Annotated in this window: 7 protein-coding genes and 3 pseudogenes; 6 read left to right on the top strand and 4 right to left on the bottom strand. The window is 61.2% G+C overall.

What is annotated here, in order from left to right; all coding sequences use genetic code 11:
* Positions 1–31 precede the first annotated feature (31 nt).
* Positions 32–871 (bottom strand): annotated as a pseudogene (locus AC04SH_RS32535) (ATP-dependent DNA ligase).
* 349 nt (positions 872–1,220) lie between these two features.
* Here AC04SH_RS32535 and AC04SH_RS32530 point away from each other — a divergent pair.
* The 3 genes and pseudogenes from AC04SH_RS32530 to AC04SH_RS32520 form a co-directional block, all read left to right on the top strand.
* Positions 1,221–1,697 (top strand): annotated as a pseudogene (locus tag AC04SH_RS32530) (transcriptional regulator); the annotation flags it as partial.
* A 409-nt stretch (positions 1,698–2,106) separates the two neighbouring features.
* Complete coding sequence (locus AC04SH_RS32525; RefSeq protein WP_488577859.1) at positions 2,107–5,502, top strand: adenylate/guanylate cyclase domain-containing protein; 3,396 nt, start codon at positions 2,107–2,109, stop codon at positions 5,500–5,502.
* 857 nt (positions 5,503–6,359) lie between these two features.
* Positions 6,360–6,524: a hypothetical protein gene (locus tag AC04SH_RS32520; RefSeq protein WP_488577858.1), complete on the top strand. Its 165-nt coding sequence runs from the start codon at positions 6,360–6,362 to the stop codon at positions 6,522–6,524.
* 319 nt (positions 6,525–6,843) lie between these two features.
* Here AC04SH_RS32520 and AC04SH_RS32515 read toward each other — a convergent pair.
* Positions 6,844–7,210 (bottom strand): annotated as a pseudogene (locus AC04SH_RS32515) (hypothetical protein); the annotation flags it as partial.
* On the opposite strand from AC04SH_RS32515, the gene AC04SH_RS32510 reads away from it, so the two are divergent.
* Positions 7,203–7,484, top strand: a complete 282-nt coding sequence (locus AC04SH_RS32510) for a helix-turn-helix domain-containing protein (protein ID WP_488577876.1) — start codon at positions 7,203–7,205, stop codon at positions 7,482–7,484. The pseudogene AC04SH_RS32515 and the gene AC04SH_RS32510 overlap by 8 nt on opposite strands.
* A 784-nt stretch (positions 7,485–8,268) precedes the next feature.
* On the opposite strand, the gene AC04SH_RS32505 is transcribed toward AC04SH_RS32510, so the two are convergent.
* Positions 8,269–9,621, bottom strand: a complete 1,353-nt coding sequence (locus AC04SH_RS32505; protein ID WP_488577857.1) for an adenylate/guanylate cyclase domain-containing protein — start codon at positions 9,619–9,621, stop codon at positions 8,269–8,271.
* A gap of 348 nt (positions 9,622–9,969) precedes the next feature.
* Positions 9,970–10,677, bottom strand: a complete 708-nt coding sequence (locus tag AC04SH_RS32500) for a DUF1194 domain-containing protein (protein ID WP_488577856.1) — start codon at positions 10,675–10,677, stop codon at positions 9,970–9,972.
* Positions 10,678–10,983: 306 nt separating this feature from the next.
* On the opposite strand from AC04SH_RS32500, the gene AC04SH_RS32495 reads away from it, so the two are divergent.
* Both AC04SH_RS32495 and AC04SH_RS32490 read left to right on the top strand, forming a co-directional pair.
* Positions 10,984–12,087: a helix-turn-helix transcriptional regulator gene (locus AC04SH_RS32495; protein ID WP_488577855.1), complete on the top strand. Its 1,104-nt coding sequence runs from the start codon at positions 10,984–10,986 to the stop codon at positions 12,085–12,087.
* 25 nt (positions 12,088–12,112) lie between these two features.
* Positions 12,113–12,805, top strand: a complete 693-nt coding sequence (locus AC04SH_RS32490) for a class I SAM-dependent methyltransferase (protein ID WP_488577854.1) — start codon at positions 12,113–12,115, stop codon at positions 12,803–12,805.
* The last annotated feature ends 428 nt before the right edge of the window (positions 12,806–13,233 follow it).

Genomic DNA, 13,233 nt, shown 5'->3' with positions numbered 1-13,233 from the left:
AGAGCTGAGCGAAGAACGGCGCCCGGCATAGCTAATCCTCTTCCCGAAAATCCTGCAGCGAAGCATGGCGCAAATCTTCCTCGCCGCGCAAGTGCTTCACGCGACCGATCAGGCCAGGCCTGACCCATTGCGTCGCCGGCCGCTTCATAACCTTGGGTGCCGCGCCTGCGTGGTCCTGGACACGTTGCCAGAGCCGTTCGCGTAACTCGCGGTTCAATGTGATGAAGGCCGAGCCGACGTAGCGCCCGGTGCCCCGCTCTGCCATCAAGGCAAAGGCCGGCTTGCCCGACTCACGCTCGACCCCAAGCAGCTCGAATTCGTCGATCGAGTAGCATTTGCCTTCAACCAGTTGGTCGACGGGCCGCTGCGGTATTTGCTGTCGCGGCGCTTCGACACCACGCCCTCGAGGCCGGCCTTATCGACCAGTTCGAAGATGGCCTTTGCATCTCCTGGTAGCGCCTGGCTGAACTGGATGCGACCCTAGGCGGGGATCATCGCCTGCAGGATCTCGCGGCGGTCCTCGGTCCTCCAGCGGCATATCACGGAGGTCGTGGCCGTTGAGGTGAAGCAGATCGAAGGAAACGAAGTAGAGGTCATGCTGGCGCCTTGTGATGGCCGTGCGCAGCGCCTTGAAGTCGGACAGCCCGGCCTCGTTCGTGACGATCACTTCGCCGTCGACGATGGCGCTTTCGACTTCGAGATCCTCCGCGGCCTTGGCGAGATCGCGGTACTTCGATGTCCAGTCGAGCCCACGGCGGGTGAAGATGCGCATGCCATCGGCATCCTTGACTATCTGCGACCGGTAGCCGTCGAACTTCACTTCATGAATCCAGCCATCGCCCTCCGGCGGTTTCTCCACCAGGCGTAGCACCGGGGCCTATGCGCAACCAGCCACCTGAGAACATCCGCTATGGGTCAATAGGCGCCGTCAGCGGGTGACCGTGACGTGTTGACATTGTGGCTAATTAAACGGCCAGCGACCATCGCGGCGAAATCCGCCCGTTAAGCGCGCCAAGCGGCTTCGCCAAACCTTCGAACCTGAATGACCGAAACTGGCCGGGAGCCGAAGGTCCGCTTTCGGGGTTACCGAGCTGCAAGCAGACCTTCGCGTCTAGCAAAGAATGGACTGCTTTGCGCTAGTAGCGACCGTCCGCCCTTCGATGGCCAGCGTCGCCACCGCGCCAGACAGCGATCACCGAACCTGCAGGGAGCTTGCGGGCGGTGAAGCGAGAACCGCGCCCACGCTGCTGCTTCCTGCCAAGCCGTCGATCGCCGTGCTTCCGTTCCAGAACATCAGCGGCGATCAGGATCAGGAATATTTCACCGACGGCATGGTCGAGGACATCACAAGCGGCCTGTCGCGACTCAAATGGCTTTTCGTGATCGCGCGGAACTCGACGCTTACCTACAAGGGCCGCGCCGTCGACGTCAGGCAGGTGGGACGCGAGCTTGGCGTGCGTTATGCGCTCGAAGGTAGCGTGCGCAAGGCGGCCGGCCGGGTGCGTATCACTACCCAATTGGTCGAAGCGGAGAACCGGACGCACATCTGGGCCGACCGCTACGATCGCGCGATGGACGACATTTTTGCTCTGCAGGACGAGATCACCGTTAGCACTGTCGCGGCGATCGAGCCTCGCCTGCGCCAGGCCGAGATCGAGCGGGCCAAACGCAAGCGTCCCGAGAACCTGGACGCCTATCGAAGCCGTCGGCGCCGTGCCCGAATTGGCCAAGCCTTTTCTTGATGCGCTGCGCATGGTTGGCTTGCCGGAGTGAGAGGTCGGGCATTGATGAGTTTGAAGGTCCGGTTGTGGTCCGAGCGGACCGGCAGCTTCGGGCCTCGGATATTCAAAAGCGGACATTCAGGTTGGGCGTGGGCATTGTCGTGATGTGACCCTTCGTCGACGTTTAAACCTTGCATTCTGAACGGCTGCTCAGGGTCATCAGTTCCGGCTCCGGAAGGACATTCTTGCGCCGCCATTTCCCGACATGTCTGGTCCTATTAAAGTGGACCTTCAGGCTGAGGCGAATCGACTCTTCTCGGACCCGTTTTCACGCGTCCATGATGGGCTTTTGGTGTATGATTGTACCTTCATACAGGAGGGGGACGTGGACGTCGCTACCTGGCTTCGCGGTATCGGCCTGGGACAATACGAGAAGGCCTTCCGCGGCAACGATATTAGTGAAGAGGTTCTTGCCCACCTGACGGCCGAGGATTTGACGGGAATCGGAGTGACCTCCGTCGGCCACCGGCGCAAGCTGCTCGATGCGATTGCCTCACTGGCCCTGGTTTCGAGGTCGGCGCCCATTGGCGCATCCGCATCGCTGAAGACGGCGCTGCCTTTATCCGCCCCGACAGAGGCAGAGCGGCGGCAGCTCACGGTGATGTTCGTCGACCTCGTCGGGTCGACCGAGCTAAGCCATCAGCTCGACCCCGAAGAGCTGCGGGCGGTGATCCGGCGTTACCGAAGCGCGGTAACCGAAGAAGTGGACCGTTTCGGGGGGCACGTCGCCAAGTTCTTGGGCGATGGCATTCTTGCATATTTCGGCTGGCCGAAGGCACAGGAGGACGCGGCTGAACGGGCGATCAAGGCTGCCCTTCGCATTGTGGCGGCAGCTGGTGGAATCAAGACGCAAGAGGTTCCTCACCTTCGTGCACGCATCGGCATTGCCACAGGGTTGGTGGTCATCGGAAGCCTAGGGGGTGGGGAGGCAGAGCGCCCGGACGAGATCGTCGGGGAGACGCCGAATCTCGCAGCACGGCTGCAGCAGGCCGCAGGGCCGGACCAGGTTGTGATTTCCGAAACCACCCGGCACCTCGTCGGAGGGATTTTCGACCTGGAGGACCTGGGAAGGCAGCCGATCAAGGGGATCGGCCCCTCGGTAGCCCTCTGGCGGGTCCACGGCATCGGGCGCAGTGAAAGTCGGTTCGAGAGACTTCACGGCACGATGCTCACGCCGTTCGTCGGCCGAGGCCGCGAGATCGATCTGCTGCTCGAGCGCTGGGGGCGGGTCAGGCGAACGATGGGCCAGTTTGTCCTCATAACCGGGGAGCCCGGGATCGGAAAATCGCGACTGGTGCGCTTTCTCGGGGATCGACTGAGAGGGGACCGGCTCCAGGAAATCCATTTCGACGCCTCGCCGTACTACGCGAACTCGGCGCTACGGCCCGTCATCTCGGAAATCCGGCGCTCCGCGGAGTTTGCAAGCATTGACCCGGACGAAACACAGCTCAGGAAGCTCGAGCTTCTTCTGGGAAGGGCTTTGTCCGATACCAGCGGCGCCATCCCTGTCATCGCCGATCTGCTCGGCGTTCGAACCGGCGAGCAGCATTCGTTACGTGATCTGACCCCTCAGCAGAGGAAGGCCATGACGTTTGCAGCGCTGCTGAACTGGGTTGAGGGGCTCGCGACGCGGCATCCGCTGCTCGTGGTCGTCGAGGACGCACAATGGCTCGACCCGACGACGCTGGAACTGGTCGATCGGATCAACGATCGGATCGCCCAATTGCCAGTGCTGCTGCTCGTCACTTTCCGGCCGGAGTTCAAGCCGGCCTGGAGCGGCGCACACGTTCACTGGATCGTGCTCGAACGGCTCGATCCGATTGAGGCGGTCGCAGTGGCCGAGGCCGTTGCGGGCAAGCGTCTTCCGCAGGAAGTCTTGAACGAGATCGTCGCGCACACCGACGGCATTCCGCTGTTCATCGAGGAATTGACCAAGGCGATGCGCGATCTCAACGTCCTTGTCGACGCAGGAGATCACTTCGACCTTTTGGGATCTCTGCCTGCAGTCACGGTTCCCGTGACACTTCAGGACGCGCTGATGGCTCGGCTCGACCGCCTGCCGCCCTCCGCAAGGCATGCCGCGCAAGTTGGTGCCGTGATTGGGCGGGAGTTCGATCGTGCACTGCTGGCGAGCGTGAGCGACATGCCTGCCGGTGAACTGGAGACGGCGCTCTCGGAACTGATCGGAGCCGAGCTAATTTTGAGCGGCGGCACCGCGGCCAGCCCGGCACACATCTTCAAGCACGCTCTCATTCAGGACGCCGCCTACGAATCGCTCCTCAAAAGGCGCCGCCGGGAACTGCACGGCGCGATTGCCGACGCGCTGGTCAACAGATTCAAGGATACGGCCACAGCTCATCCCGAACTCGTCGCCGGCCACTACGGCAGGGCCGGGCTCGTCGGGAAGGCAGTGCCATATTATCAGGCTGCGGCACGCACGGCGATCATGCGCTCGGCGACAAGGGAAGCGCTGGACCAGCTCGATAACGGTCTCTCGCTTCTCGAGACGCTGCCGGAAGGCTTGGAGCGCAACCGATTTGAACTCGGGCTCCGCCTTACGCTCGGGGATGCGCTCCGGGCGGCTAGGGGCACGGCGGCAGTCGAAACGGGCACCGCTTATGCTCGCGCCCGATACCTGGCAGGGCAAACGGGAGCGGAGCATGAGAACCTCCGGGCCAGCTACGGCGAGTTTCTCTGTTACTACAATCGCGCGGAGCTCGATCGCGCGCGCGAAGCCGCCAACGAGCTAATGCGCGCGGCGGCGCGCGCATACGGCGAGGGTGGCCCAATCGGAGTGGACGCAGCCGGATTCGTTGCCCTTTGGATGGGCGATTTTGCCACCGCACGCTCTTTCCTGGAGCAGCGGGTCTCGACAAGGGCACCTGACCTGGACCCTCTGCTCGGTGCGGACATCGCCGACGCCGGACCGAACCTCTACCTTGCCCGGACGCTGCTCATTCTGGGCTACCCCGAGCAGGGGTACCGGCGGTGCCGGCAGGGTCTGGAAACCGCGGAGAAAACGCGCCAGCCCTTCGCGATCGTGTTGGCTCTCGCCAACACGTGCGTCTACTACCACTTGTGCAAAGACTGGCTCGCCCTTCGGCGCGACAGCGAGCGCCTGATTGCTCTCGCGTCCGAAAAGGCCATGCCTGCAATGTTGAACAAGGGACGGGGCTTTCGAGCTGCCGCACTCATCGCTGAAGGAAATGCAACCGAAGGCCTCGAGACCCTCAAATCCTGCTACGAGCACGACGTGAACGCCGGTTACCTGGTGATGATGCCGTACTACGAGTCCATTCTGGCGGAGGCTTACCTTAGTAGTGGCGACGTTGAAGATGCGCGACGCGTGCTGGACGACGCGTTCGAGCGTGCGACTTCGACCGGCGAGCGTTGGTTTGATGCCGAGCTGTACCGACTGAGAGGGGAGTTTGCTTTGCGCGAGCCTGGTCGCGACGGCGACTTGGCGGCGGAATCTTTCGGCAAATCGGTAGAGACTGCCGGGGCGCAGGCCGCCAAATGGTGGGAGTTGCGAGCCGCGACGCAGCTCGCACGCCTGTGGGCAGAGCGAGGCGCCGGGGAGAAAGCCCACGGTTTTCTGACACCCGTTCGCGACTGGTTCACCGAGGGTTTCGAAACCGCCGACGTCAGAGAGGCCGAGGCCCTGCTCAGCGAGCTGGAGCGTGCTACACTATATGACACGCCCTCGGCTCGGCGGGAATAGCCTTGGCCGTTAGTTGGTGGAAGGGGCAGCGCGTTCAACGGGCGCGGTCGCGCCAATTGCAGTCATTCCAGAACACACGTTTGACTGGTGCTAGTGGCGCGACCGCGACCTCCGGCCTGACCGCCGGTAATGTCCGCTATACGGCGGTGGCAAGCCTGTCTTCAACGGCCGACATGAGGCGCAAACCGCTCGGCGCCTTTGGGCCGGAAGCAGACGGTCCGGTTCTGGAGCGAACTAGCCGGACAGAGCCATTCCGCAGGCGTCCCCATCCTGGCCGCAACGACGTTGCTTGCCGCTGCCCGAAACACTGCGGCACTGCGTTGGCCGCATTGCGCCAATGAGTGCACGTTCCTCGTGGTGCTATTCCTCTGCCCTTGGGTCAGTTGTCCACCGCCTCGGCCACTTGGAGAAAGGCAAACGGCGGCTACCATTGGGATCGCCCCGTCCAGCAGGATCTTGAACGCCTGTTCCGCGGCGAGATGGCCGACATCCTCCATCCTGGCCGCAATTATATCATCGCGGATCACCCCCAAGGGTAGGATCCACTGGACGGAAATCGCCTCCCGCGATTTGCCAATGCGGCCAAGCTCATCGAGATCAAGGCGAAATTTCATTTCGATCTAAGGCAAGTTTCACGGGTCCGTCACGACGCCGCGCCGTCGATAGCCGATGATGTCCGGGTTCCCACGCGCTTGGTCGCGGTGGGATTTTCTCGGGATCGGAGAACGTCAATGTCTTGCACCGACAATTTCCAAGGGTCAAAGGCCTACCAGCTTTCTCCCGCGTCCACCGCCACCTTGGCTCGGTGCGTCACGCTACTGATCAAAGGCCCAGTCCGGCTTTGGCAATTTTGGCGCATGCGCAGCGAACTGGCGGCGCTCGCCGGAATGGACAGGCGCGAACTCGCCGACATCGGGTTGATGCCTACGGATATCAGCAATGCGCTGGCAAGCATCGGCCCAGACAAGACCGGCATGCTGGCCCGCGTGGTGCATCAGCGGCGCATCCACCAGGAACAGTAGAGCGAGGCAGAGAACGCTTGGTTCATGCTAATTTGGCGCGATGCGGCGCCTGCACCAGACAAGGTCTCTAGCCGCGCCAAAAAGGCGGTCGATCAATAGGGAAGGCGCGCGCCAACCGCGGAACTCAATCCTTACCGCCCTCTCCCCTGTCGCTGGCGCCAGCCAGCGCGCATAATCTCGCCGACGATGCCGCCGGAAGATCGATACGCCGACCATGAGGATCATGCCGGTGGCGATGGCCGGGAAGCCAGAGGGCGCCCCCTGTTGCGATCCGTCGAGAGGTGAACAGTCACGCTGCTGGTCGAGTTAGGCCATCCCACTAGTCAGGAAGACCAGCTTTGCGATAACCATCGATAAAATGTTCCAACATTGCAGCGTCCCGGGCCGGTTGGCGTGATGCCCATTGACTAATTGTAAAGCCGGGATTGTTCGCCAGAAAAATCTGGCCTTCGCGGACTGTGCCGCCCCAGTTGAGCCAGGCTCGCAGCAAGAATTCGCCGTGAACCCGTGCGATATGTCGCCTCGTTGCGCAATGTTTTGACCGCCGCTTCATAGTCCCGCCCTGCATATTGCGCCAAGCCAAGTTCCCAGTAATACCAGCCCGACGGGTGCGGATTGAGGCGAAATGCTCTCTTTGTAAGATCGATGCCCTCTGCCGGCCTTCCTGCCATTGCGCCCGTGTCTGAACCGAACTACCTCACTCCTGAAGAAATCATCGCTCGCTACCGCGAACAGCTGAGCGAAGGGACGCTTCGCAACTGGCGCTGCATGCGTATCGGGCCCTCATTCCTCAAAATCGGCAAAGCGATTCTCTACCCAAGCAGCGAGCTCGATCGCTGGGACAAATCGATTCTTGTTGTATGCAGGCCCGCACGACAAACTGCCTTTCGAAAAAGCGTCTCCACCAGAGTACTAGAAAGGCCGTTCACCGTCCCGAGTAACACTAGCGAGAAAAGATGAGCGTTCGGAATCCGTGGTTGATCGGGACGTCAGGGTACTGCGCAAATGCGACCATTCCCATGCGTGAAAGATCACAAGTGGTCACTCGGCACACACCCCAGTTAACGACCCCTGCCCTCTAAGATCGGCACACAAGTATCTGATAATTCTTATGATTCCTTTCTTGATGTGTTGATCCACAACTATCCCGCTCGGTACCCGACGGGCATTGTGGATCACGACCGGTCACGCTTGGATCTAATTTCCACCTGAAATCAGAGATTTGCGAGTTTCACTTTGCTCCGCCCAACCTCCGGGCAACGGATGATAGCAAGCAAATGTGGGCAGTTGTCCGGCGAGGACGTTGTTGGAGGCAAGACACGCGCCCTTCCCTGCCCCGCAATGCAGCGCGATTTCGCGCCTCAACCAGCCGAACGCCGGATATCGGCAACCGCCGCTCGCTGAAAGCGCTTGGAACGGCCAAACTGGCCTGCGATCGGGATGACTGAAATTGGGCCGGGAGCAGAATGGCAGCTTCTGGCACCTCGCAAGCGATAGCGGACTCTGACGTCTTAGATTGGCCCGAAGCAGACATCCGCGTTCCCGCGCCGGATTTGAAAGTTCAAAGTCATCGGCCTATCGTTGAGGCTTTAGCAAAGACTTCGCAGAGCGGTGCGACGATCCTGATCCTCGGGTATTCAAATCCGGCAGGAACCTGGCTGCCTAGATCGGCCTGGTGCCGCGACGGAATTCCAGCGGCGGCAAGCAACGGCTCGGTGGCGGTTTAGGCCAGCGCAGAGAACCTCTACGAAGTCGCCCCCGCCTCTTCCAACGTCGCGAGGAACAATCGGTGTTCGTCCGGCACACCTTTGAGCACGTGCTGCCCCTGATCGAAAAAACGTAGCCTTGAACCCGCTACCAAGTCCCTCACGGTCTGGGAGGTCAGAACCGTTCCAGCCGCCGCTGAACTCATGATCCGTGCCCCGGTGTGAATAGCGAGGCCGGTGACGTTGCCTCCTACAATCGCACATTCCCCGACGTGGACACCCGCTCGAACGTCGATCTCAAGCTGCTTCACCGCGGCTGCAATGGTGAGAGCACATTGCACAGCTCGCACGGGTCCATCGAACAGCGCCAAGAAGCCATCACCGGCAACCGTGAACTCTTCGCCGCGATAGCGTGCGATTTCCTTGCGCACGATGTTGTAATAGGAGGTCAGTGTATTGCTCCAAGCCTGATCCCCGTCCCTCGCTAAATGGTCCGTTGACGACACAACGTCGAGGAACAGGATGGCGGCCAACTTTCGGTCAGAAGTAACCTCCGGCGTCACACCCGTCAGAAACGACTGAATGTCTGCCAAGATCAAATCCATGTCCTTGGCGACAAATGTATGAGTGTCGCCGGGGTACTCCCTCATCTCCGCTTTAGGTATGCGCCGCGCCATGTCGCGCGCGGCTTCAATCCTTGCAACCGGATCCTGCGTCCGGTTCATCACCAGCGTTGGGACCGAGATCACGGGGAGGATGTTTCGGATGTCGATGTCCCGGTTCATCGCTTCATAAGCTTGGTGAGCTGACGGGCTCGCGGCGGCTCTCATATAGCGAGCGAAGGAATCGACCACCGTTTGGTCGACAGTACGTCCGAGCCCAACTCCTGCTCCACGGATATACTCATCCGTGGGGCCGTAGTCGCCCATATCCCTGATGAGCTGATCGTATGCCTCGTATGACAAGCCCCAGGGATGATCATCTGAGGCACACCAACGAGCTTGTGTCCCCCAGACGATCAGCGACCTCACCCGGTCCGGGTTCAGGGCAGCAAATAGACTCGTCATAGAGCCCCCCTCGGAAACACCGAATAGGCTGGCGCGCTCCACCTTCTCCGCATCCATCACCGCCCGGATGTCGTCCGACCGTTCCTCAAGTGTCGCCATTCGGATTGGGCGATCAGATAGCCCCGTCCCACGCTTGTCTAACTTGATGACCCGGCAGAACGCCCCGAGCTTCTCAAAAAACAGAGCCCGAAGTGGCATCTCCCACTCCAAATCTAGATGGGATGCCGTTCCCGGTGCCCAGACAAGGTCCACTGGACCTCTGCCCCAGACCTGATAGGCGATAGCCACATCCCCACTTCGCGCGTACTTGGTCCGGGGTGTCATCTCATTGCGCAACCTGGAAATGGGACATAGATCAACGCTGGCCCGCAGCCCTCTTGTCTGCAAACGTTCTACACGCCTCAACTGTAGCATGTCGCCGTGACACCGCTTAGCCAGAATCGATCAACGCGATTGCTATATGAACGGCCGCTTCTGGAACCTTGTTTGGTAGACCTGAACGGCCAAGATGAGGCGCATTTCAAACTGGCGGCTCTGGAGCCGAAAGCTGGCTGGCGGCTTCCAGTGTGAAGTGTAAGTGAGCGGACATTCAGCTCGGCTCAGGCTTTGTCCTCACCTGACCCAATGCAGACCCTCCGCTCTCGCACCATGAAAGATCCGACCGGCGCAGCTCTACCGTCCAGGGGCTGCTCCGACCGTGACGCAATCGACGACAGCTCGTGAGCGGATCTGAAAAGCCGCGGGCTGCACGCTGGCGGACAGGCCAGCAATTTCATTCAGGAGCTTCTTCCTAATTGCCTTTGCAAACTCGGCTGTGTTGTCGACCCTGACGATGAAAGCGTCGGAACCGCCGATGACGCAGCTTTCATAATACAGCTCGACATAGCGCGGGCCAAAGCTGTCGAGTGTGTCGGCTGCGTGCAGCGAGATCGCCAGTCCGTTGATGGTTACGCCGGCGGCAATGAGTGCGTCGCGCATGGGTTGAAGCGGCAGACCGGCATTGTTGGGTCCGTCGCCAGAGACATCGATTACCCGGCGGTCGCTTGCAGGCCCTTCGGCCAGTAGCTTGCCCGCCGCCAGGAGCGCCCCTGAGATTGAGGTGCCGCGTCCTCTGGCAATCGGCTGAGCCCGCAGGACCTCGCCGAAGGCGGCCGCATCTTCGGGCTCATCGAGAACAGTCCATGGTATCAGTACGCTCTGGTGATTTGGGCCGGCCCACTCGACATAGGCTACGGCGATTCTGCCATGCCGGCCGGATCCGATGGACTGCAACACTGCGGAATCGTGCAGTGCGTTGACATATCCTTCCCGCTGCAGGCGTTGTTCCGCCTCGCTCATTGAAGACGATACATCGACGCAAAGAACCAGTTCGAGATCCACCGAGGAAACTTGCTCCGCCGTGGCCGACAGGGACGTTGTCAGGCTTACCGCGAGAGCGAATAGCCCGCCCCGTGCCCGTCCGGGTTCCTGTCGCGCAGCGAAACGTGGAGTGAAGGACATCATCTCGGCGCGTCCATCCAGTTGGTCAAACGGGAGGATGCTGCCGGCGGCTTTGTCTCACATCACCCGTATGGGTGAACCGGGCTGCGCCTCTTGATGGTAGGGTCTGCACCTGCACTCGGCGCGCTGTCTCTTCGAGGCATAACATGCTATTGAATCTTGGCTACCCGACCACGGAGTTGGGCGATGCTTGTGGAACGAACTGAGCGGGCCATCGAGGCCTGTTACGATGCAGTCCTGGCGCCAGCCGAGTGGCCTCGCGCCCTGCAATTGCTTGCAGAGTCGCTTGGCGCCGAAAGCTGCACCTTCTTCTCCGACGACGAAGAGGTCCCTCCGAAGATGCCCATCTCTTCCGAGCACTCCGAATTCCACGAATTGTGGTTGCGCAATGAAGGCGATGCTCCGGACCCGCACGTCAGAAGAGCGCCCGCATTGCGCCGGGCAGGCTCTACGACACTTATCGAAGATCAGATCTCCACGGAGGAGGAACGCAGGACGCTGCCCTATTACCAAGAGATAGCCCGTCCCGGAGCACGGGATTGGTATGCATCAACGCCCTTCATGGTGGACGACCATCGCTGGAGCCTGCCGCTTTATCGTGGTGCGCGCCGCGGTAAGTTCGTTCCCGAGGAAACCCGCTGTTTCGCGGCAGTTGGTCCGCACCTAGGCAGGATCGTAAGGCTAGCCAAGCGGTTCGCGGCGTTCCGGCAGGCGTCGGAACTCTCGTCGCTTGAACGAGCAAGCTGCGCGGCCCTTCTGCTCGACGAAAAGGGCTGTGCAAGGCACCTGAACCTTTTGGCACAGAAGTTGATTGGCGAGGAGTTCTACCTAGTGAGAGGTCGCCCGGCCACCGCTGACCCCTGCAGCAACGACCGGCTGCGGCGCCTGCTCTCCCGCACTCTGCGCAGACGGCTGGACGGAACGCCTCCGGCCGAACCGGTGGTCATCAGCCGCGGCGAAAGGCCCTGGCTTCTGGCGGAGGTGATGCCGCTGAGCGCATTCGGCAGTGACCTGTTTACGGCCGGCCGTGCCGTCCTCCTGCTGACCGACCTGAGCTCTCTGGCACGCCCGGATGCACTGCGCTTGCGCGCTGCATTTGGCTTGACGGCAGCCGAGGCCAAGCTGGCCACGCGCCTCGCGTCGGGCGATGGTATCGATGCCGCGGCAACTGCACTCGGCATCAGTCGCGAAACTGCGCGCACTCAGCTCAGCGCGGTGTTCGGCAAGACCAACACACACCGTCAGGCGGAACTCGCCACGCTCGTCACCTGCCTTCGGCCACATGCATGATGACCGACTGGTAGAGGAGGGGTCTATGAAGTCCGATCAGGAACTATTCGCGAAAGATCTTGCCACATACCAGAAGGTTGTCGCGGCGAACTACATGGCCCATAGGGAAGTTTATGAAATGCTGCGCCAAGTTCTGCTCAATGAGGCTTCCGATGGCTTCGTCTTTGCCGATCTCGCCTGCGGCACCGCTCCCGGCTCGGCAGGCGCACTGGCTGGCAGCAACGTCGCACGCTACGTCGGCATCGACATATCTCAGCCGTCGCTCGACGTTGCGAAGGAAGCGCTTGCCGCTCTCACCTGTCCGGTCGAATTGCGCTGCGAGGATTTCGGGGTGGCCATCGATTCCTGGGAGGGCCCCCTCGACGTGGTTTGGATTGGCCAGTCGCTGCATCACCTCTTTGCGCAGGATAAGGTGGCATTTATGCGCAAAATCCATAGCCTACTGCCACGAGATGGCCTTTTCTTGATCTGGGAGCCGACGCGCCTCGAGGGCGAAGATCGCGAGGGATGGATGAAGCGATTTCATCAGATGCGGCCGGCTTGGGCGGCGATCTCAGACGAGGCGTTCGACGCCTTCGAGAGCCACAGTCGCGCATCCGACTATGCCGAGACGGCCGCGACCTGGATTGGCATGGCCCGTGATGCTGGTTTCAGAACTGCGAACGAACTCATGACGGTGCCGAACCAGTTGGCGCGCGTTTACCGTTTCCGTCACTAGTTTCCGGCTGGATACGGTCGGCATTGCAACACTGAAAGGCGAGTTCCGTTCCTAGAAAGTCCGGAATTGGCGCAACCACGACCTCCGGCGGATCGCCGGCGATGTCTGCTTCCAGGAAGCGACAAAGCTACCCTCTTTGGCCGAGATGAGGCGCGTTGCAGACTGGCGGCTCTGGGCCGCTTGCGGACTGGCAGCTTCAGGCTGCGAATCTTCGTGAGTGGACATTATGGACGGCGCGAGCATCGTCGTGAGCTGCCCGAAGGCGACCTTCGGTTCGTGACACTGCAAGGTCCGCAGAGAGTGGATTGCTGCCCTCTGTCTCAGCATCGGAACGGCGAAGGGGCGCGCCAGAAGCCGACCTCTCAGTTGACCGGCTGCGCCTCGGGGAATCTCAATCCCTCGGTCAGCACGAACAGAGAGTGGCCCGG

The organism is Mesorhizobium sp. CNPSo 4688 (genome assembly GCF_057784295.1).
The sequence above is the reverse complement of the archived record's forward strand: the minus strand, read 5'-3'. Positions and strand labels throughout refer to the sequence as shown.

Coding starts and splice junctions, on each gene's coding strand:
- AC04SH_RS32495 (WP_488577855.1), top strand. CDS start 10,984: ATGCTTGTGGAACGAACTGAGCGGGCCATCGAGGCCTGTTACGATGCA.
- AC04SH_RS32520 (WP_488577858.1), top strand. CDS start 6,360: ATGCGCAGCGAACTGGCGGCGCTCGCCGGAATGGACAGGCGCGAACTC.
- AC04SH_RS32490 (WP_488577854.1), top strand. CDS start 12,113: ATGAAGTCCGATCAGGAACTATTCGCGAAAGATCTTGCCACATACCAG.
- AC04SH_RS32505 (WP_488577857.1), bottom strand. CDS start 9,621: ATGACACCCCGGACCAAGTACGCGCGAAGTGGGGATGTGGCTATCGCC.